17 protein-coding genes and 1 pseudogene are annotated in these 21241 nt (G+C 74.2%); 4 read left to right on the top strand and 14 right to left on the bottom strand.

The genetic code is table 11. The features are described 5' to 3' along the window. Window positions 1–45: 45 nt before the first annotated feature. Window positions 46–798: a metal-dependent hydrolase gene (locus tag G446_RS0103510; protein ID WP_084778943.1), complete on the bottom strand. Its 753-nt coding sequence runs from the start codon at window positions 796–798 to the stop codon at window positions 46–48. A gap of 251 nt (window positions 799–1049) precedes the next feature. Further along, on the bottom strand, window positions 1050–1991 hold the full coding sequence (locus G446_RS15690) for a MarR family winged helix-turn-helix transcriptional regulator (RefSeq protein WP_245574570.1): 942 nt from the start codon (window positions 1989–1991) through the stop codon (window positions 1050–1052). Window positions 1992–3129: 1138 nt separating this feature from the next. Between G446_RS15690 and G446_RS0103520 the strand changes: the two genes are divergently transcribed. Together G446_RS0103520 and G446_RS0103525 are read left to right on the top strand one after the other, a co-directional pair. After that, on the top strand, window positions 3130–5523 hold the full coding sequence (locus tag G446_RS0103520) for a DEAD/DEAH box helicase (protein WP_084778944.1): 2394 nt from the start codon (window positions 3130–3132) through the stop codon (window positions 5521–5523). A gap of 200 nt (window positions 5524–5723) precedes the next feature. After that, window positions 5724–6716, top strand: a complete 993-nt coding sequence (locus G446_RS0103525; protein ID WP_026409108.1) for a magnesium transporter CorA family protein — start codon at window positions 5724–5726, stop codon at window positions 6714–6716. Window positions 6717–6752: 36 nt separating this feature from the next. On the opposite strand, the gene G446_RS0103530 is transcribed toward G446_RS0103525, so the two are convergent. The 12 genes from G446_RS0103530 to G446_RS0103585 all read right to left on the bottom strand — a co-directional run bounded on the left by G446_RS0103530 (window position 6753) and on the right by G446_RS0103585 (window position 18692). Further along, complete coding sequence (locus G446_RS0103530) at window positions 6753–6989, bottom strand: hypothetical protein (protein ID WP_026409109.1); 237 nt, start codon at window positions 6987–6989, stop codon at window positions 6753–6755. 34 nt (window positions 6990–7023) lie between these two features. After that, window positions 7024–8532, bottom strand: coding sequence for a hypothetical protein (locus G446_RS0103535; protein WP_026409110.1), 1509 nt, complete (start codon window positions 8530–8532; stop codon window positions 7024–7026). 9 nt (window positions 8533–8541) lie between these two features. Beyond that, entirely contained in the window at window positions 8542–9933 is a 1392-nt protein-coding gene (hisD, locus tag G446_RS0103540; RefSeq protein WP_026409111.1) for a histidinol dehydrogenase, read from the bottom strand. 62 nt (window positions 9934–9995) lie between these two features. Beyond that, window positions 9996–11243 (bottom strand): ATP-binding protein, encoded by a 1248-nt coding sequence (locus tag G446_RS0103545; protein ID WP_026409112.1) that lies wholly within the window; start codon window positions 11241–11243, stop codon window positions 9996–9998. Between the two features lie 131 nt (window positions 11244–11374). Continuing rightward, complete coding sequence (locus tag G446_RS15695; protein WP_084778946.1) at window positions 11375–13798, bottom strand: glycoside hydrolase family 3 N-terminal domain-containing protein; 2424 nt, start codon at window positions 13796–13798, stop codon at window positions 11375–11377. Between the two features lie 102 nt (window positions 13799–13900). After that, window positions 13901–14026 (bottom strand): hypothetical protein, encoded by a 126-nt coding sequence (locus tag G446_RS21300; protein ID WP_281170205.1) that lies wholly within the window; start codon window positions 14024–14026, stop codon window positions 13901–13903. An 18-nt stretch (window positions 14027–14044) separates the two neighbouring features. Further along, window positions 14045–14821: a hypothetical protein gene (locus G446_RS0103560; RefSeq protein WP_026409113.1), complete on the bottom strand. Its 777-nt coding sequence runs from the start codon at window positions 14819–14821 to the stop codon at window positions 14045–14047. A 253-nt stretch (window positions 14822–15074) separates the two neighbouring features. Beyond that, window positions 15075–15515 (bottom strand): hypothetical protein, encoded by a 441-nt coding sequence (locus G446_RS0103565; RefSeq protein WP_169721266.1) that lies wholly within the window; start codon window positions 15513–15515, stop codon window positions 15075–15077. Further along, complete coding sequence (locus tag G446_RS0103570; RefSeq protein ID WP_156916498.1) at window positions 15505–15804, bottom strand: hypothetical protein; 300 nt, start codon at window positions 15802–15804, stop codon at window positions 15505–15507. Before G446_RS0103570 ends, G446_RS0103565 begins: the two co-directional genes overlap by 11 nt. A gap of 223 nt (window positions 15805–16027) precedes the next feature. Further along, a complete protein-coding gene (locus tag G446_RS0103575; protein WP_156916499.1) occupies window positions 16028–16480 on the bottom strand; it encodes a hypothetical protein in 453 nt (150 codons plus the stop codon). A 2-nt stretch (window positions 16481–16482) separates the two neighbouring features. Next, window positions 16483–16884, bottom strand: a complete 402-nt coding sequence (locus tag G446_RS0103580) for a hypothetical protein (protein WP_026409117.1) — start codon at window positions 16882–16884, stop codon at window positions 16483–16485. Between the two features lie 473 nt (window positions 16885–17357). Beyond that, on the bottom strand, window positions 17358–18692 hold the full coding sequence (locus G446_RS0103585) for a hypothetical protein (RefSeq protein ID WP_156916500.1): 1335 nt from the start codon (window positions 18690–18692) through the stop codon (window positions 17358–17360). 360 nt (window positions 18693–19052) lie between these two features. Between G446_RS0103585 and G446_RS0103590 the strand changes: the two genes are divergently transcribed. Together G446_RS0103590 and G446_RS15700 are read left to right on the top strand one after the other, a co-directional pair. Then, window positions 19053–20249, top strand: coding sequence for an ADP-ribosylglycohydrolase family protein (locus G446_RS0103590; protein ID WP_026409119.1), 1197 nt, complete (start codon window positions 19053–19055; stop codon window positions 20247–20249). Between the two features lie 785 nt (window positions 20250–21034). Continuing rightward, a pseudogene (locus G446_RS15700) lies at window positions 21035–21241 on the top strand (hypothetical protein); the annotation flags it as partial.

Below are 21241 nucleotides of genomic sequence, written 5' to 3' on the forward strand. Positions count from 1 at the left end.
CGGGCGGGCCGGGGCTCCGGCGTCGGCCGCCGTCCGCCCCGGTGCTCAGCGCCCGGTGACGACCATGTAGATGAAGCAGTACAGGCAGTAGACGTACATCACGCCTCTCAGGACGCGCTCCCGGCCGCTGCCGGCGTCGCCCAGCAGGGCCGGCAGGTCGGCCAGGTGGGTCTTGAACAGCGGGTAGAGGAGGCCGTGCACCGACTGGGTGGTCATGTCGTCGCCGATGCGGTGCACCCACATGCCGGCGGCGACGAGCGCGGGCATGAACCACAGGGCGCTCTCCCCCAGCGCCCACGTCCCCACGACGAAGCCGATGAGGAACAGGGCCCACAGCGTCCCCTCCCGATTGCGGGGCACGCCGAGCCCGCGGGCGGCGATGGCCAGGAGCAGGCCCAGGACGACGCCGTTGCCGGGGCGCACGTCGACGCCGTTGACCGTGACGGTCCAGAAGGTGAGGTCGTAGGTGAGGAAGGCCGCGATGGCGAAGCCCACGAGGCTGTGGGTCCAGGTCCGGTGCCCTCCCTTGGCGATGATGCGGCTGACGGGCCTGGTGACGCCGGGCAGCGCGGTGGCGGCCGAGGAGGAGGGCGAGTCGATGTCCGGCAGGAGGGCCGTGACGCCCATGATGAGCGACGCCGCGACGACGTGGGTCAGGGGCAGGTCCCCGAGCCCGGCGCCCAGCGGGACGGTGGTCACGGTCCCCCCGGCGCTGAGCGGGGGGATGCTCAGCGCCGCGGTGCCGAAGAGGGCCATTCCGGCTGCTACCCCGGAGACGACGTGCGAGTGCCCCATCATGTCAACGTTCCTCCCAGTCTCGGCGTCCGGCCGCGCAGGGGTCGGCGGGCCCGGTGACTGGGTTCTACCTCAGATCGCGGCCGGAGCCCACCGTTCTTCTCGCACTGCGACACGGCCGGGTCAGCGGGCGGGCGCCACCCGCGCCACCCGGGCCCGCGGGCAGCGGCGGTCGACGGCCGGAGAGGCCGCCTGTCCGCCAGTGCCATCCGGACCTGTGGACGGTCAGCGGTCGGCGGGGCCAGCCGCCCTCGTCACTCCCGGTCCTTGCGCCTGCGCGCCCGGACCCAGGCGCGGCGCGCCCTGAACCCGGCGCGGCGGGCCCGGGCGCGGGCGCGGCGCATCTGGCGGTGGAACTCCCGGCGCTCGGCGCGCCCCCGCGGCCCCGGGCCGCACTCCGGCCCGTCGAAGGGCCCGGGCCCGCCGCAGGGTCCCGGTCCGCCGTCGAACGGCTCGGGTCTCCCGAAGGGCCCGGGCCCGCCGTCGAAAGGTCCCGGCTCGTCGCAGGGCTCCGGTCCGCCGTCGAACGGTTCGGGTCTTCCGAAGGGCCCGGGCCCGCCGAAGGGATGCTGTCCGAAGCCGCGCCCTCGCCCGCGCCCGCCGAAGGGTCCCGGTCCCGGCCTCCCGAAGGGCCCGGGCCCGAAGCCGTGCTCGCGCATGCGCATCATGGCCTCGAAGGGCTCGTCGCCCATGCGGCGGCGGGCCTCGGCCATCCACTCGTCGGGGTCCCCGTCGTCGTCGGCGCCGACCTGCTCCTCGAGAGCGGCGATGACCTTGTCGAGGAGGGCCGTGAGGGAGGCGACATCCTCATCGGTCAGGGAGTTCAGGTAGTCGGCGGCCTCGTCGCCGAGCTTGGCGCCGCGCCCGGCCTCGGTGAGGTGGACGAGCATGACGCGCCGATCGGTCGGCGAGGGCCTGCGCTCGACGAGCCCGTCGGCCTGAAGCTTCTGGAGCAGCTCGTTGAGAGACTGCTGACGGATGTCGAGCAGATAGGCGAGTTCGCGGGTGGGGATGGGGCTGTGCATCTGGAGGGCGGCGAGCACGCGGCCGCGCCCCCGGGTGGTGTCCGCCAGCGGACCGCCGCCGCGGCGGCGGTCCATGTGATGGCGTCGCATGAGCCGGTGGAGGCGGTGGAGGCGTTCGTGAAGTTCTGTGCGGATCGTGTCCATGGTGATCTCCTGGTTCGTGAAGGGCACCTTTCTGACCGGTACCTGTTGATCTTTGACGGAAGAGAATCTACAGGCACCCTTCGCAAGGGTCAAGCCACTTTAACAGGAACCTGTATGCCTTGCATCACATTTTGTTCGTCGTCCGCCGCTGAACCGTTGCCGCAACCACCCCCGCCCGCCCCATTCACCCCGCCGCGGGCGCGGGCGGGGCGCAGGCGGAGCGGTCCGGCAGCTCAAAAAGGTGGCCGGCGCATATCTTTCACCCTCCGCCCCGCACCCCTCCCGTCACGAAGTGGCGCAATGACGCCGTTCCCCGGATGCGCAGCGCCGCCGACGCACCCGAAAGTTATGCGCCGGCCACCTTTTCCCGCCCTGTCTTCCCGCCCCGTCGACGCCCCGGACCGCGGCGGCGGGGGCCGCCGGTCGGGCGCTCCGGGTGCGGGCGCGCAGCATCGCCGCGGCCGGAGCCTCCACAGGGGTCGCGCGGCCCCATGAGGCGGAGAAGGCTCCCGCGGAGCCTGTTTGAGGCGGGAAATGGCGCTCTGGGAGGATCGTTCGGGCCAGCACCCCGGATGCGCTCGGCGATTTCCGCATGATTCCGCGGTTGCGACGCCGATGTGGTGAGGTGCGGGGCGGAACGATCCTCCCAGAGCGCCAGAATCGGAATCCGATGGGGGTCGCCGAGCGCCCCGACGCGCCCGGGGTCGGTGGCGGAGCTCCGGCGCGCCCGCGAGGACCGACCCCGACGACCACCCGGCCAAGGACTCCACCGGACACGCCCGATGAGCCGCCAACCAACCCGCGCACCCGCTTGAACCGGCTTCATCAGCGCTCCGGGCAGCACCGCCGATCGTCCCCGCCGACCGCTCCGCCGACCACAGGAGCGCGGACCCGCGTCTGCTGCGCCTCTTTCCGTCTACTACGCCCCTCCACCCTTCACTGTACGAGGAAAGAGAGCGTAGTGGAGGGCGAAGGGGCGCAGCAGACGGAAAGGAGCGCAGCCGAGGGTGAAGCGGGCGCAGCAGGAGGTGAAGCGGGCGCAGCAGAGAGCGAGGGGGCGCGGCGGCGGGCAACCGGATGCATCGAATCGCATGTCGCTTCCGCCGGTCTCGCGCGTCTTTTCCACCGGTTTCGGCGAAGGGGGCGGCGGGGCTAGCGTGACGGCATGAGCCCGCAGCCCCCTGCCCCCGCCTGCCCGCCCGGGTCTCACGCCCATCCCGACGCCGCCCCGACCGGCCCCGCCTCCCCCATCCGCGAGCGCGCCGAGTCCGTCCTGCGCGCGCTGGTGGGGCGCGAGGACGCGGCGCTGCGCGAGGACCAGTGGCGCGCCATCGAGGCCCTGGTCGTCGGCCGGCGCCGGGCGCTGGTGGTTCAGCGCACCGGCTGGGGCAAGTCCGCCGTCTACCTCGTGGCCACCGTCCTGCTGCGCGAGGGCTGGGGCCCGCGGGTCGACGGCGCCCCGACCCCCTCCCCCGGCTCGCGCGCCGGCGCCGGGGCGAGCGTCATCATCTCCCCGCTGCTGGCCCTCATGCGCGACCAGGTCGCCGCCGCCCGGCGCGCCGGCATCAACGCCGTCACCATCAACTCGGCCAACGCCGCCCAGTGGGACGAGATCGAGGCGCAGGTGCGCGCCGGGGACGTCGACGTCCTGCTGGTGTCCCCCGAGCGCCTCAACAACCCGGTCTTCCGCGACGAGGTCCTGCCCCACCTGGCGGCCGGCGCCGGGCTCGTCGTCGTCGACGAGGCGCACTGCATCTCCGACTGGGGGCACGACTTCCGCCCCGACTACCGGCGCATCCGCACCCTGCTCGCCGAGCTGCCCCCGCGCACGCCCGTCCTGGCCACCACCGCCACGGCGAACCAGCGGGTGACCGACGACGTGGCCGAGCAGCTGGCCGGGGGCGCCCCGGGCGAGCGGGCCCCCGAGGTCCTCGTCCTGCGCGGCACCCTGGAGCGCGACTCGCTCCACCTGGGCGCCCTCCTCCTGCCCGACGCGGCGACCCGCCTGGCCTGGCTGACCGACTACCTGCGCGCCACGGCGGGCTCGGGCATCGTCTACTGCCTCACCGTGCGCGCCGCACTCGAGGTCGCCCAGCGCCTGCGCGAGGCCGGGCTCGACGTGGCCGCCTACACGAGCCGGACGGAGGCGGCCGAGCGCGAGGGGCTGGAGGAGGACCTCAAGGCCAACCGGGTCAAGGCGCTGGTGGCGACCAGTGCGCTGGGCATGGGCTTCGACAAGCCCGACCTGGCCTTCGTCGTCCACGTCGGCGCGCCGAACTCGCCGGTGGCCTACTACCAGCAGGTGGGGCGGGCCGGCCGCGGCGTGGAGCGGGCCGAGGTGGTGCTGCTGCCCGGGGCGGAGGACCGGGCCATCTGGGACTGGTTCGGCTCCCAGGGCTTCCCGCCCGAGGACGAGGTCCGCGCGGTCCTGGACGCGCTGGCGGCGGCGCGGGCGGACGGCGAGGGGGTCTTGAGCACCTCGGTGCTGGAGACGGCCACGCACCTGCGGCGCGGGCGCCTGGAGTCGATGCTCAAGGTCCTCGACGTCGACGGCGCGGTGCGCCGCGTGCGCGGGGGCTGGCGGACCACCGGCCGGCCCTGGGTCTACGACGCCGAGCGATACGCGCGCGTGGAGGCGGCCCGGGCCGACGAGCAGGGCCTCATGCTCGCCTACGAGCACCTTTCGGCGCCGCAGTGCCGCATGGCCTTCCTGCGCGGGGTCCTGGACGACCCGGACCTGGAGCCCGCGTGGCGCTGCGGGTCCTGCGACCTGTGCGGGGGCCTGGACCTGAGCCCGACGGCGAGCCGGGAGGAGGTGGCGGCCGCCCGGAGGTCCCTGGACCGCGTCGGCGTCGTCGTCGAGCCGCGCAGGCAGTGGCCCGCCGGCATGGGGCGGTTGGGTCTGGGGGACCTTCGGGGGCGGATCGCCCAGGCCGAGCGGCCCGGGCCCGGCATGGCGGTGGGGCGATTGGACGGCCTGGGCGTGTCCGGGCCGCTGCGCGAGCTGGTCGGCGCGCAGGGCGACGGCGAGGTGCCCCTCGCCCTGCGGGACGCGGTGGTGGAGGTCGCCGGCCGGCTCGGGGCCGATATCGCGGGCGGGTCGGAGCCGGGCGGCGCCGGGGGCGGGGCGCCCGCCGAACCGGGCGGCGGCCCCGGGCCCGGGGCGCCCGCCGGAGCCGGGTCCGGAGCCGACGGCGGGACGGGCGCCGGGGCGGGCGGGCTCGCCGTCGTCATTATCGAATCGCGCCGGCGTCCGCGGCTGGTGCGCCAGCTGGGCCGCGCCGTCGCCCGCACCCTGTCGGCCGCGCCGCTGGGGATCGTGGGGGCGCGGGGCGAGCCGGGGCGCCACGACGTGGGCTCCGCCTTCCGCCTGGCGGAGGTCGCCCGGTCCCTGACGCTGGAGTCCTGGTCGCCGGACGCCCTGGCGCGCCTGCGGGGCGCGCGGGTGGTGCTCGTCGACGACTGGACGGACTCGGGCTGGACCCTGGCGGTGGCCGGCAGGCTCCTGCTGCGGGCGGGGGCCGCGGACGTGCGCCCCTTCGTCCTGGCCCAGCGCTGAGGCCCGGCGCGCGCCCGGACCGCCCCGACCGGGCCCTGCGGCCCGCCCGCCGGCCCGCCCCCGCGTACGGCGTCCCCCGGAGGCGGACGTGGCGCTGCGGTAGGCGGGTCGCCGGCCCGCTCCCGCGTACGGCGTCCCGGGGCGGCCCGGTTCTCCAAGGTCCCGCCGCCGGGCCGATCCCGCGTGGGAGGATGCTGGTCATGGCCGTCTCCTTCCGCACCCTCGCCTGGCGCGACGGCGTCCCCGCCGACGCCCCCGCCGACATCCACGGCATCAAGGACGCCCTGGCCGACCCCGACCTGCTCCTGTGGGCGGACATCGTCAAACCGACCCGCCAGGACCTGATCCTGCTGGCCGAGGAGCTGGGGGTGGGCCGCAACGCCCTGGAGGACGCCGTCGCCCCCTACGAGAGGCCCAAGGCCTCCCAGGAGGACGGCTACCAGTACTTCGTCACCTACGCCACGCTGCCCGGCTTCGCCTCCACCGCGGACGACGAGGACGACCAGCTCAGCCGTGTGGCGGGCTTCGCCTTCCCCGGCGGCCTCATCACGGTCAGGCGCACCGGCGCCCTCGACATGGAGCCCGTCGTGCGCCGGTGGCACAACGACCGCCGGCTCCTGCGCCTGGGCGCCCCGGCCCTCGTCCACGGCCTGCTCGACGTCGTCGTCGACGGCTACTTCGAGACCGTCCAGGAGCTCGACGACGCCATCGAGGAGCTGGAGGACGACCTGTTCTCCTCCCCCGCCTCCCACTCCCAGGAGTTCCAGCGCCGCGCCTACGACGTGCGCACCAAGCTGGTGACGCTGCGGCGCATCGTGCTGCCCATGCGGGAGGTCGTCTCCGTGGTGTGGCGCCACCGCGAGGACTCGATCCGCGAGCTCGACGCCTTCTACGCCGACCTGACCGACCACGTGCTGCGGGCCGCGGAGTGGACCGAGTCCCTGCGGGACATGATCGGCACGGTCTTCGAGACCCACCTGTCCCTCCAGGACCAGCGCCTCAACAACGTCATGAAGAAGCTCGCCGGGTGGGCGGCGGTCATCTCGGTGCCCACGCTGGTGACGGGATGGTTCGGCATCAACGTGCCCTACCCGGGCGCAGGCCAGCCCTCGGGGCTGATCTCCGCCGCGGTCATGGTGGCCGTGCCGACCGTCATCGTCTACATCATCATGCGCCGCAACGACTGGATCTGAGGCGGGCCGGGGCCGGCTCTGCGCGGCGCCGGCCCGTCACGCCGAGCGCAGGTAGTGGATGAGCGCCCGCTCGATAATGACGTCGGCGGTGGTGCACTCGGCCCGCGCCCGCCGGTTGATCTCCTCGTCGAACCTGCTGAGGACAGCGGGCGCATGGGGATTGGGCACCCGGATCATCCCCCCGGCGCCGAGGGCCTCGTGCACCGCCGCGACGATCGCATCGACGTCCCCGTCGGGCGGCCCCTCGACGACGACGGGCGCCTCGGTCCTCATGACGACTCCCCCTCCCACAAGATCTTTCGCCGCCTCACCCGCTCCCCCGCGCGCGGGCGGCCACCTCGGCCAGGGTGCCGGAGACGGGGCCGCCCCGGGCCCCCGGCGCCTCGTCCTGGAGGTAGTACCACCAGAAGGGGGCGCCCCAGGCCCCCTCGCGCCCCAGCGCCGCGGCGGTGACGTGCTCGGCGACGGCGGTGCGCGCCGCCGCCGCGTCCTGGGCCGAACCGAACCACCAGGGCCCGTCGTCCAGGTCCTCCGCCCCGTAGCCGAGCTCGCTGACCGCCAGGCGCCGTCCGGGCAGGGCGGCGCCGAGGGCCTCGAGCACCCGGTCGGCGGCGGTCCCCAGCGGATGCCACTGCGGGTAGACGGACAGTCCGACGACGTCGGTCAGCCCCACCAGCTCCTCGCTCAGATTGTCCCCCACCCAGGTCAGCAGGGAGTGCTCGGCGTCGTCCTGGCCCAGCTGGTAGTACAGCGTGAGCAGCCGCGGGGCGCCGGCGGTGGCGGGGTCGTCGCGCAGGGCGCGGGCGGCCCGCACGGTCCGCTCCACGGCCCGGTCCCCGGTCCACGACCCGCCGAGCTCATTGCCCGTCTCCCAGGCCCCGGCCCCGCCGAGCCCGGCGATCAGGGCGGCCAGGCGCGCGTCGAAGTCGTCGTCGGAGCCCTCGTCCAGCGCCTGGGAGTCGCAGACCTGGACGACGGCGAGCACGCCGGCCCCCCGCAGGCGGTCCAGGGCCCCCCGCCACTGCCGCATGAGCCCGTCGTCCAGCGGGTCCTCAACGACCAGGCGCGCCCCCGCCCCGCCCGGCCCCGCCAGGGCGGCGATCCGCTCCACCTCGGCCTCATCGGGGGGCCGGGTAAGGGTCACGCCGATGAGGGCGTCGGAGGGCGCCAGCGCGGCGCACGCCCCGTCCAGGGCGAGCTGGGCGGAGGCGGCGGCCTCCAGGGCGAGCGCCCCGGCGCGCGCCCGGGCCGGTCCGGCCGCCTCGGCCGTGCAGGCCTCCAGCGCCGCCCCGGTCTTCTGGCGCAGGTCGCGCACCGCCGCGGCGGCGTCCGGGTCGGCCGCCTCCAGCGGGCCCAGGCGCCGGTCCTGGCGCTCGTGGAGGGAGCGGGCGGCCAGCTCGGCCAGGGCGTGACGGCCCGGCCCGGGGATGTCGGCGACCAGTGCGGAGTAGCCGTGGGAGGTGGGCCACGACAGGGTCAGGGCGCAGGCGCGCCCGGCGGGCACCCGCAGTTGGCAGGTGGCCTCCTCCGACTCCTCCAGGGGGGCGTGGGTCACCACCCGCAGGGTGTCGGCGTCGAGCAGCTGGTCGTCCCACCCGTCCTCCCCGGCCCCGTTGGACTGGATCTGCCGCAGCCCGTCCAGGTCGAGCGGGGCGCCGTCGTCGTCGGCGACGTCGAGGAGGACCAGATCCCCCTCCCGGGGGGAGGGATCCGGCCCGTCGGAGCAGCCGGCCAGGGCGAGTCCGCCCAGCGCGAGCCCGCCCAGCCGCAGCGCGTCCCTGCGGGCCACCGACGCCCGACCGGGGCCGAGGCGCACGCGCGCCCCTCAGCCGAGCCGGGCCCGGACGGCCTCGCCGTGGGCGGGCAGGTCCTCGGCCTCGGCCAGGGCGGTCAGCGGACCGGCCAGGGCCTCCAGGGCGGCGGCGTCGTACTCGATGAGCTGGACGGCCTTGAGGTAGGCCATGACGCTCAGGCCCGAGGCGAAGCGCGCGGTGCCCCCGGTGGGCAGGACGTGGTTGGAGCCGGCCAGGTAGTCGCCCAGCGGCACCGGCGAGCAGGGGCCCACGAAGACGGCCCCGGCGTTGCGCACGCGCCGGGCCAGGGCGGGGGCGTTGCTGGTGTGGATCTCCAGGTGCTCGGCGGCGTAGGCGTCGGCGACGGCCAGGCCCTGGTCCGCGTCGCGCACCAGGACGGCGCCCGACTGCGGGCCGGTCAGGGCCGCGCGGACCCGCCCGGCGTGCCGGGTGGCCCCGGCCCGACGCTCCAGGGCGGCGTCGACGGCGTCGGCCAGGGCCGGGGAGTCGGTGATGAGCACGCTCCCGGCGTTGGGGTCGTGCTCGGCCTGGGACAGCAGGTCGGCGGCCACCAGCTCGGGATCGGCCCCAGCGTCGGCCAGGACGGCGATCTCGGTGGGGCCGGCCTCGGCGTCGATGCCGACCGCGCCCCGCACCGCCCGCTTGGCGGCGGCCACGTAGACGTTGCCGGGCCCGGCGACGACGTCGACCCGCTCGCACAGGACGTCCCCGCCGGCGCCAGCGGGAGCCGGGCCGGCCGGGCGGGTCGGGCCGGCGGCGTCGGCCAGGCGGCCAGCGGTCGGGGCGTCGTCGTCGGCCGCCCCGTAGGCGAACATGGCGATGGCCTGGGCCCCGCCGACGGCGTAGACCTCCTCCACCCCCAGCAGGCCGCAGGCCGCCAGGATGGTGGGGTGGGGCAGGCCGCCGAAGGCCGCCTGCGGCGGGGAGGCCAGCGCGATCCGCTCCACGCCGGCGACCTGGGCGGGGACGACGTTCATGACCACCGAGCTGGGGTAGACGGCCAGGCCCCCCGGCGCGTACAGGCCCACGCGGCGCACCGGGATCCAGCGCTGGACGACCCGCCCGCCCGGGACGACCTCGGTGACGCGCTCGACGGGCAGCTGGGCGGCGTGACCGGCGCGGTTGTGGGCGATGGACAGCTCCAGGCCCTCGCGCACGGACGCGTCGAGGTCCGCCAGCGCGCGCTCGATCGCGCTCGCGGGCACCCGCAGGTGCTCGGGGCGCACGTGGTCGAAGCGCTCGGCGGCGTCGCGCAGGGCGGCGGCCCCGCGGGCGCGCACGTCCTCGATGAGGGGGGCGACCGACTCCAGGGCGGCGGCCACGTCGAGGTCGGCGCGGGGCAGGATCGCGGCGAGGTCGCGGGCGTCCGGGTCGGTGTCGCGCAGGTCGATGCGGGTGAGCATGCCCCCACCCTACCGTCGGGCGGCGGGCGGCCCGACCCGGGCCCCGCCCGGCGCCGCGGCCCTCAGCCGAAGAGCGCCAGGGGGACCACCCAGATGCCGTCGGGGCGCTGGTAGGCGTACGGACCGGTGGTGAGGACGACGCCGGCGGCGAAGCGCTCGCCGATCCGGTCGCGGAGCCAGCACAGGTGCTGGACGTCCCGGTCCTCGACCTCGCGCGCCAGTTTGACCTCGATGCCGACCACCCGCGCCTCGGGGTCCTCGACCACCAGGTCGACCTCGTGGTCGCCGTTGCGGGTGCGCAGGTGGCCGACCGCCGCGTCGACGGATATCGCATCCGCCCTGACGCACAGCGTCGCCAAGGACTCGAACAATTGGCCGAGCGACTCCCCGGCGCCGGGGATCCCCCCGAGCAGGCCGTGCGCATCGAGCCCGAGCAGGCGCGCCGCGATCGCCGGGTCGACGAGCTGGTGCTTGGGAGCGACCTTGAGGCGGGGCATGGGCGTGAGCGCCGCAGTCCACGCCGGGACCGGGTCGAGGACCCGGATCTGCGACAGGAGGTCCCGGTAGTTCTCGGTGGTCGATCGCGCCGGCTTATCGGTCACTCCCGCCGTGGCCGCATTCAGTATCGCCGTGTAGGAGGCCGTCGTCGACGACGCCGCGGCATAGGCCCGCATCCAGTTGCGGAGCGTCTGGGCCCGGCGGAGCAGCGCCCCCTGCTCCTCCAGGTCGCGATCGACGATCCTGGTGATGTACGAGTCCAGCTGTATCCTCCGCAGGCGCGGCGGAAGACCGCGGATCCCCGGCAGGCCGGAGGCGGTGATCTCCTCGACGTAGTCGGTCAGGCCGAGCGGGCTCTCAGCGGTGTATCCGGATGCTCCCGCGAAGAGGTCCATCAGTCGCAGTCCGCCCGGCGCCGCACCGCGCTCGGTCAGGGACATGGGCCGCATGAGCACGGACACGATCCGGCCGGCGCCGGAGTGGGAGGCGGCGCCGACGCGGGGCGTTGCGCTGCCGGTCAGCAAAATGGCGGTGGGGGCGTGGTCGTCGACCATTCGGCGCGTCCAGTCCCACACGACCGGGTACTTCTGCCACTCGTCGAGCAGAACGCTCGGCTCGGACTCGAGCACGCTCCTGCCGCCGGCGGCCAGCAGCCGCGCGCTCTCGGCCTCGTCGAGCCGGAAGACCGCGGCGACCCGGCGCCGAGCCGTTTCGGTCTTGCCGACTCCCCTGGCGCCGTCAATGGCGATCGCGGGCAGGGCCGGGAAGACCTCGTCGAGGTAGTCGTCAAGTCTTCTCCGAAGGTACTTCACCGCCCTATCATACAAAACGCCTGGTTCGAACCATGCAGAACGCCGGGTTCGAACCATGCAGAACGCCGGGTCGTATCGGGTGGAGCGCCGGGCCGGGGAGGGGCCGCCGCCGTGCGCGCCCCGCGCCCGGCTCAGGCCCCGCCCGGCGCCGTGTACCGCCTCGTGCGCTCATCCTCGATGACCCCGGCCCAGCTCAGGCCGTAGCCGAAGTCGTAGCGGTGCCCCGCGGAGTCGGTGTAGGGCTCGTAGTCGAAGGGCAGGTCCTCGCAGTGGCGCTCGACGGCCTCCATGGAGGCCGGCAGCCTCACCGGCAGGAGCCCGCTGGGCTCGAAGGCGCCGCGCACGAGGTCCCACACGGCCTCCTGGGACACGCCGAAGTCGACGACGACGGCGTCGGCCAGCGGCTCGAGCTCGGTCAGGACCGCCGGGTTGTGCATGCGGACGACCACGACGACGGGCCGGTCCCCCATGGCCCGGCGCGCCCGGGCCACGAGCTCCAGGTCGCCCGCGTTGGCGACCCGCGCCCGCTTGCCCCTCACGGAGCGGTCCGGGCGGTCCCGCTCGCGGAAGTCCCCGGAGGCGATGGAGCGCTCGCGGGCGGCGTCGGCCGTGTAGGGGGCCCAGGTCAGGCTGATGGGCAGGTAGCCGTTGCCCCCGGCCTCGCGGTCGGCCGCCGAGTAGGACTCGCACAGGGGCGACTCGATGAAGACGACGGCGGCGTCGGCGTCGCGCGGGTCGGCGGCCCGCTCGTACGGGCAGGCGGCCGGTACGAAGGGGTCGACGTCGTGGGCCGGCTCGGTCAGGCGCATGAAGCCCAGCCGCTCCTCGATGCGCCGGACGGGCACCCACACCCGCTGGGCGCGCCCGCCCAGCGGCAGCGCGGGGGCGCCGTCGGCCCCGGGCGCGTTCTTGAGCAGGACGAGGCTGTCGCGCTGGGCGGCGCGCCCCGCCTCGGCGAAGGGCTCACAGCCCACCGTGGCGGCGGAGACGGCGGGGTCGAGGTAGGGGTTCTCGAACAGGCCGGCGCGGAAGAAGGCGCGCAGCAGTCGGGCGGCCGAGGCCTCGAAGCGCGCCCGGGCCGCAGCCTCGCCGTCGCGCTCGGTGATGAGGCGGTGGGCCTCGATGATGGGGGCGGCCTCGCTGTTGCCGCCGAACTGGTCGACGCCGTTGTCGATGGCCAGGCGGTGGCGCTCGGCGACGCCGAGGTCCTCCACCCCGTAGCAGCGCTGCCCGAAATTGCTCATCTGCGGATCCGGGTCGGCGGTGATGCCCCAGTCGGTGCACACGACGCCGTCGAAGCCGTAGCGGCGCCGCAGCATGTCGTCGATGATGACCCGGTTGTAGGAGTTGGCGCGCGGGACGGCGCCGTCGGACCCGTCGTTGAGGACGGCCCCGTCCGGGGCGCGGTAGCCCCAGGAGATCGTGTAGTAGGGCATGACGGCGCCGGCGCAGCCGGTGGGGCCGTCGAGGCGGAAGGCGGCCTCGGTGAAGGGCGCCAGGTGCTCGGCCTCGTTGCGCCCCGGGTAGACGGCGAACTTGCCGAAGCCGTAGTGGGCGTCGCGCCCGCCCTCGCCGGTGCCGCCGCCGGGCCAGTGCTTGACCATGGTCACCACCGAGGCCGACCCCCAGCCGGGGTCCGCGGCCGAGGGCTCGCCCGCGCGGATCCCGAAGGCCGCGCCGGGCTGGGCGCCGTCGGGCTCGGTGGTCTGCATGGCGTCGCAGTAGGCGCGGGCGTAGTCGGACACGAGCCCGCGGTGGGGCCCCCAGGTGTCCTGGAGGCGCATCCAGCGCGGGTCCGTGGCCAGGTCGATCTGGGGGCCCAGCGCGGTGGCGATGCCCAGGGCCCGGTACTCGCGCGAGATGATGGCGGCGCACTCGCGCACCCGCTCGGGGTCGAACAGGGCGGCCATGCCCAGGCCCTCGGGCCAGCGGGAGACGTCGACGGCGGCGGTGGCGAACTCGGCCCCGGAGGACCGCCCGGCGCCGTTGCGCGGGTCTGTGGAGATGTTGACGGGCACGCCCGGCGCCTCGGACTCGGCCAGGGCCTGGAGGGCGTTGTTCCACCGGGCGGCCGTGTCGGCCGACTGGAGGGTGATGGCCAGGACGTGGCGGAGGTGGTCGTCGGAGAGCATGGCGCGCTGCTGGTCGGTCGGCGCCCAGGCGGGGGCGCCGGCCTCCTCGCGGGTCCGGCCGCCGTCGTAGGTGCCCGGGAAGGGGCCGACGCCGGGGTTGGGGACGGCCTGATGGGGCGAGTAGAGCATGAGGCCGGCGATCTGCTCGATGCTCAGCCGCCCGGCCAGGTCGGCGGCCCGCTCGGCGGCGGGCAGGCGCCAGTCCTCGTAGGGCAGGAGCCGGCCGGTGCGGGCCAGGTCCTTGAACAGCAGCCCGTCGACCTCGATGACGGGGGCGCTCGTCGTACCCAGGGTGGGTCCGTGCGGCTGGGTGTGAAGGGTGACGACGGGCTCGGCGCGGCGGGCGGGGGCGGAGGGAGTGTCGGAGTGGGAGTGGGCGAAGGGCGTGTCGGAGCGGGAGGGTGTGGAGGGTGCGGCCGGCATGACGGGGTCCTTCGCGTCGTGATCGCGGCGCGGCGCCGCGGGCGGCCCGAGCCGATGGTCGTTATCCATCATGGATCATCGGCGGCGAGGGGGCATGCGCATTCACAGGTGGAGGAGAGGGGCGCAGCCGTGCGCGGGCGGGCGGTCGAACAGCTCCCACAGACCCCGGGTCCCCTCCAGGCCCGTCGCCCACCAGTCCCGGGGCAGCGCCACCTCCTGCCTCTTCATGCTCAATATCTCCTCATCTCATCGATCGCGCGGGCCCGTGAGACCGCTTCGCCCGGCATTGAAGGAGTCTCCGGGGCACGGTGCGGCGGCGGTCCGTTGAGGCTCTCCGAGTAGAGCTTCCAAGTGTTTGGGACGCAACTTCTTCGCACGTCTGCAGATTTTGGCCCATCTCAGCAGCGGCGCGATCGCATCGCGCTCCTTTTGACTACGGGGCATCCTCCTGGCTCTGACTCCGAGGGGAATCAGTTCCTCGATCACCAGCATCCCGTCGACGAAGCGGGGTCTGCTGCTCAGTCGCAGGTTTCCGTCCGGCCAGATGCCCACGGGCCGGATGCGGACCCGCTCGCCGATCCCGGGCCAGCGCTCCTCTGGAACGGGATCGAAACCCTCCTGCATAAGTGTGGCCCGCAATTGTCCGACCTGCCCGGAGTTCAGGAGCACCTCCACGCCCCAGTCGCAGTGGGCGATGACCGTCCCCTCCTGGGCCGGTCCGAACCCCTCCGGAGGCGGGTACTTCCGCGGCGGGTCGTACCCGCCCACCAGGCCCTCCATGGCGCTCTCGCAACTGGCCAGGCGCACCTCGTCATTGGGGGACCTGTAGAGGTACCTGCGCACCCGGATGCGCTCCCCCACGTCGGGCCAGTACTCCGAGTCGCAGTGTCGCGGGTCGTCGTGAATGGAGCTCAGGACGATGACGCCCTCATCACCGGACTCCTCCAAACGCACACCCAGACCCCAGGGATTATGAGCCGTCACGACGCCCCACTCGATCGGACCCAGCCGTATCTCCTCCACACCTATTCTCCTGACTTCCAGCCTCTGTCGGCGACAAGTATTATATATTCGCGTCCCGGCGGCCGCAACCGACGATCGGCGCGTTGAATATCACTCTAAGGGCGTCCGTCCTCGATTTCCTAGATGCGATATGACGATGACCAGTAGTCATGGGACGACACCCCCACCGTTCATAATTGTCACAATTGCGCGAGCCCGCGAAGAGCGGACCATCATCATGGCGCGCCCCAGAGGCGTCCGAGTCCTGTTCGGATCAGAACAGTATTGTGACGGAGCCCGGGTCTCCTCTGCGGAATGGATCCACCCGCACCGAGGCGAACCTGCTGGTCAGCTCCAGTTCGAAGTCCTCCGCGCACAGGCGGGCGCGCGTATCGTCGCCGACCGGCTCGACGTCGATCGAGCAGCCCCCGGTCGGCAGGGCCCCGCTCGAGCGGACGTCCCGGCACTCCAGGAACTGGAGGCATATGCTCGCCGCGTCGTACCCCTTGCGGCGCCAGCGCTCGGGCAGCGGGTCGGGGGCGTCCGCCAACTCCACTACGACCGACAGGTTGAGCGGGAACGGGTCGAACCGCATCAGGGTGCACACGGCCCCCTCGAGTGAGGCCGGGCGTCTGCCGAACACCTCGTACAGGCCCCTCGCACCGTCAATTCCGGTGGCCCACCAGCCGTCCGGGACAACAGGATCAGTACGCATGACCGCCCCAGAACCACATCGACCCGAAATTCCCCAGGGAGCACTCGTCGGCGCGCACGCGCATCACCCTGCTCTCGCGCATGAGCACCGCCTCGATTCCGTTCTCGTCCGGACCCGGGGCGCGGATGGTCAGCCCGTTCCCGGCCCCGGCGGGACCCGCGCTCAACCGGACTCCTCCCCGCCACTCCAGGGACATGTTCACCCCGTCGTGGATCTCGTTCTTCCACCACGACGGGCGCTCCCCAGGATCGACCAGTACGGACATCCTCAATGAGGCGGACGCCCTCATGCAGTCGAGGGTCAACGACACGGACAGGACGCGGGACCAGTCCACCCTCCGCCCCGGAAACACCGGGTCCAGCTCCGCAACCCCCACAACTCTGGAAATATCAATGACGCCCTCGGGCGCCGGATCAGTTATCCCGACCATAATAGGTTCGACCTCCCACTATGTGATCATCTTCTCCAGGTTTGACGGTGCTTCTCAAGAATGCCGCAGACGACATGCGTATTCACAGGTAGAGGAGTGGCCAGGGTTCTGGTCCGTCGGCGCGGCGGTGGGCCTCCATGTGGGCGATACAGCCCTTTATGGGCGCGGTGATGAGCGCGTCGAAGTCCTGGGCGTGCAGGCGCATGCGCACGCCGCCCGCCTGGGGGCGAATGTCCACGGCGCAGCCGTGCGCGGGCATGGGGCCCGACAGGCGGATGAGCGAGCAGCCGACGATGCTCAGCTTGAGGCTCAGGGCGTCGTGGCCGCGGGCCCGCCAGCGCCGGGGCAGCGGGTCGGGGGCGTCGGCCAGGAGCACGATCGCGCGCACGCCCAAGGGCGAGTGGAGGGCCAGGCGCGTGCACACGGCCCCGTCCAGGCTCGCGGGCCGACGGCCGAACAGCTCCCACAGGCCCCGGGACCCATCCAGGCCCGTCGCCCACCAGTCCCGGGGCAGCACCACCTCCCGCCTCCTCATGCTCACCACCTGTGCGTCAGCAGCGCGGGCTCGCACGAGACGAGGGCGCACTGCCGGCAGACCAGGCGCGTCCCGCCCTCGCCCAGGGCCAGGCGCACCTCGACGCCCCCGCCCGGGGCCGCCGTCAGGGACGGCATGTCCCCGCGGGTCTCGGACAGGGGCTCGAAGCGGACACCGCCCAGGGCCAGGGTGACGTACACGCCGTTGGGCGGCTCGACCTCATCGTCGGACGCGGTCGCGGGCTCCACCCACGCCGTCAGCCTCAGCACGACGGCGCCGTCGGCGAAGTCCAGCCACATGTCCGGCGGCTCGAGGAGCCCCAGCGGGAGCGAACGACTCGGCACGAGCGCATCGAGCGCCTCGACGCCCGCCACCGGGGACAGATCAATAACCGAATCACTCATCGCACGCCATCATACCGGAAAGCCGTAGTGCCCGGAAGTCCCCACGACATTTCCTATTAGCAGGCCGCGGGGCGCGCGTTCAGGGCGGACTACTCCCATGCCCTGCATCTGGGTGACATTCAACGATTAGAATTCTCCCCGCCCGGTCTCGTCGGGGCGTTCACCATTGCGTGCGGACTCGGGGATGCATTCTTCGGCAAGCAACAACGAACGGCACGATAGGGGCGCGAAGGAGGCCCGTGGTGCTTCTGATCGCACCGCTCAGGCGATCCTTGAAGTTCCGCCCAGGGCGTGCGCCCGCGCAATGTCAGTCGGACCGCATTCTCGCCCGACGCCGTGCGGGGCCTGCCTCACCCTACGAATAGCGGTCGCCTCGGCCGCAGTCCTCGCCCGGCGTCGTGCGGGGCCGGTTCGCCCTCGTCTCCGACGACGGCGCGGCCACCGCCTCACCCGGCGTCGTGCAGGACCGGCCCTCAGTCCCATGCGGCGCTGGTAAAGCGGGCGCGGATCCGGGCCGTCAGCCCGGCGCCGGTCAGGAGCAGCTCCTGGTCCTTCCCGCCCGACCCGGCCGGGTCCAGCAGGAGGGCCAGGCCGGTCAGCGGCGGGGCGGGGGCGCCGGAGATCTCCAGGTCCCGGACATTCAGACTCAGCGCCGCCCGCCGCACCCGGCCGGCCCTCCGCCCCCTCGTCGTCGTCAGGCTCCCGGGCGCGCCGTCCGCGGCGCGCAGCACCAGGAGCGTCAACCCCGGCCACGGGGTGATGACGAGGTACGGGCACGCCGCCCCGCGCCACCGGGCCGAGTGCAGGCGGCCCCGATTTTTGTAGTCCACGACGGCGCCCTCCACGCCCCCGGAGGGGCGGGGCGCCGCGTCGTCGGGCCCGCCGCCGCCGGCCAGGCGCACGACGGCGCACTCGACCCGCAGCCGCAGCCCGGCCTGGGCGGCGGTGAGGATCCACACCCCCTCCCGGCCGCCCAGTTCGCAGATGCCGTCGTCGGCCAGGCTCAGGTGCCCGCAGAGGGCCAGGTCGGTGATCCCCTCGCACACCACTCGCGCGCAGGGCACCTCGTCGTCGGGATACCGGAGTCGGGCCGCGGCGCCGGCGGTCAGCTCGAGGTCCAGGCCCAGCGCCCCGCCGGCGCCGCCCAGGTCCACGCCGATCAGGCGCCGGACCCAGTCCGACGAGGCCCCCAGGACCTCGCGCACGTCCAGGGCCCCCGCACGCCGGGCCGGCGCATCGGGGTCGGGCCACTCCGACACCTCGCCGCCCGCCTCCAGCCACGCCAGGGCCTGACCCAGCGGACTGTCCGCCGACGCCGGCCCGAAATCCTCCAGAAGGCCCCGGCGCGCCGTCGCCGAGGCCTCCAGGCGGCCAGCCAGGTCGACGACCGCCAGGCGGACCCTCTGACCGCCGTCGGCGCGACCCAGCGCGTAGATGACCGGCAGGGAGCGCCGGATGATCCCCCTGCACCGGCGGGCGAGGCCCTCGTCGCCCTCGATCCGCTCGATCACCGAGGGCCGCCCGTAGGCGATCTCCACCAGCAGATCCAGCGCGGCCAGAAGCCCGGCGTGCGTGACCCCGCCCGAGCCCAGCGCCGACACGATGTGCGCGACCACCGCCTCGGCGGCCCCGTAGAGCATCCGGTTCGGGCACACATTCGACTCGATCCGCCCGGAGGCCTCCCGCGCCGACTCTCCATCGACCGCCCCCAGCATCCGCCCGACCAGGCCCGGCAGGCCGCCCGGATCACCCGCCGCCCGCAACCGCGCCCACGAACAACCGCTCCTCGGGGTCGACTCGACGTTCATGCGCGACGGCGATCGAGGTGCGGAGAATCGGATAGTGCGTTGATGATCCCGAATCCTTCCGCCAGTAACTGCTGCCGCCCGAGGAGAGCTCCCCGATATTGTCGCAGTCGTCTTCCGGGTCCGCTCCCCGAATCTGGGGCGAACCCGCTCTCCAGCGCATTTCCCTCATGTTCGGAGATCCGAGCGGGCCCTTCTCATCAGGAACGGAGGTTCGGGGCCGGGGGGCGGCGCGGTGGGGGCGGCCGTCCCCGTCTCCGTCCCGGTTCCGTCGCGAGGGGAGACCCGGCCGGCTCCGGGCGCCGATGCGGGGCCGCGCACGATCGGCAGCCGGGGCGCCGCCGTCGGCCGTAACCTGGCGCCATGACGAGTCCCGCACGCCCCGCCGCCGCCCTGTCCGACTCCCAGCTCGACCGCGTCGAGGGGGTCCTGCTCGGCCAGGCGGTCGGCGACGCCATGGGAGCGCCCTACGAGCCGGGGGACATCCCCTTCACCGGGACGCCCGAGCTCCTGGGCGGGGGCTTCGGCGACTACGCGCCGGGCGAGTGGAGCGACGACACGCAGATGTCCCTGTACATCGCGCGCGTGGCCGCCACGGGCGCGGACCTGACCAGTCGGGAGGCCCTCGACGAGATCGCCCGGGGCTTCTGCCGCTGGGTGGCCCTCGACGGCGCCAGCGACGTCGGCGTCCAGACCCGCCGGGTCCTCGGCGCCGTCGTGGACAGCCGCGACGAGCCCGGCATCGCCGCCCGCATGCGCGCCGCCGCGGCCGATCTGGACGCGGCCACCAGGCGCACCGGCGGCAACGGCGCCCTCATGAGGAACGGCATCATGGGCCTGACGCGGCTGGACGACCGGTGGGCGACGGCGGCGTCCGCCCGGGCGGTGGCCGAGCTCACCCACGCCGACCCGCTCGCCGGCGACTGCTGCGTCATCCACGCCGAGATGATCCGCTCCGCCGTGATGGCCCCTCCCTGGCGGGGCGGCCCCCTGCCCGCCGCGGCGGCGGCCATGCGCGCCCTGGACCTCATCCCCGCCGAGCGGCGCAACTACTGGCGCGACCTGTTCGACGGCGGGATCCTGTCCGACTCGCGCTGTCTGGAGCCGCCGTCGGGCGACGGCTTCACGGTCCACGCCCTGGGGCACGCGACGCTGGCCCTCGCCTTCGTCAACCGGGTCCTCGCCGACCGGACGGCCCGCCCCGCGGGCCCGTCGGGCAGGGGCGAGGCGCCGACCGACGGCGGGGCGCCCGCCGGGGAGCCGCGGTCCGCCCGCACCCGGGCGGACCGGATGGACCATGCGGACCGGGCGGACCGGATGGGCCGGATCCTCGTCCGGGCGCTGGAGGCCAGTGAGGACAAGGATACGGTGGCGGCGATCGCGGGCACGCTGGCCGGCTCCCGCCTGGGGGCGAGCGCCCTGGACCCCGCCTGGGTCGAGGCGATCCACGGGCTGCCGCGCCGCCCCGACGGCGCCGAGCGCCGCGCTCGCGACCTGCGCGAGTTGGCGCGGGCGACGGCGCTGGCGGGGCTGGCCGACGCCGCCGGCGAGCGGGGCTGACGCGACCGTCACCGTCGGGGACGGTGACGTTTACACCGGCGCCGCCGGCTGACCGGGCTGACCGGCGCCGCCGGCGAGCGGAGTCGACCGGGGAGCAGAGTCTGCGGGGCGGACCGGGCGGGGGCCAGGCGCCGCCGCCGACGATCGGAGCCCACGGCCCGGCCCGATTCTGGCGTCCTGGGAGGATCGTTCGCTCCCCCGCCCCGTATACGCCCATTGACTTCCGCATGATTTCGCGGCTTTGACGGCGCTGCGGTCGGGTGCGCGCCGGAACGATCCTCCCAGGACGCCATATTCCGCTTCGGGAGGCTCCGCGAGGAGCAGGACCTGAGACTGATGGGGCACACGAGCCGCGTGGGACGGAGTCGGAACCGGCCCGAACCAGATCCTGTCCAAATCTGTTGCAAAGGCGCTCCGCGGCGGGATCGACCGCGAGAAGAAGCGCGGAATATCAACGATTCTCTTCCGGCACTCCGGCACGATCCGGGCCTTTGCAACAGATTTGGACAACCGGCGCCCTCGCAGGCCCTGGGAGAGGCGCCGCGGGCCGGGGCGGCGACCATGACGGGTGCACCGACGGCCGGGCGGGGCCCGCGGAAAGGTCACCGGCCCGCGAGGACACGCTCCGGTCTCGCCCGGGCGGCGCGGACCGCCCGTAGACGCGCCCCGACGCGCGAGAACGCACCTTGGACGCGCGAGATCGTCACTTAACCTCGGTTTTTCGTCGTGGGGTGCCGGGGGTGGGGGTGAGGGTGCTCCTTCTCCTGGGATAATGCGGATTACTGATGTCCGTGCATGTCCAGGGGAGGGGCACCCTCGTGGTGAATGGTACCGGGTTGTACCCGGCTGTGGGTGTGGAGTCGGGGGAGGTGCCGGCGGTGGGGCCGGCCGGGGCGAGGCTGCTGACCGGGACGATCCGGGCCGTGGGCCTGGACACCGCGCTGTCGGGGGCCCTGGCGCCCTGGCGCAAGCCCCTGGCGGTGCACGACCCG

Source organism: Actinomyces dentalis DSM 19115 (assembly GCF_000429225.1).
Classification (GTDB): domain Bacteria; phylum Actinomycetota; class Actinomycetes; order Actinomycetales; family Actinomycetaceae; genus Actinomyces; species Actinomyces dentalis.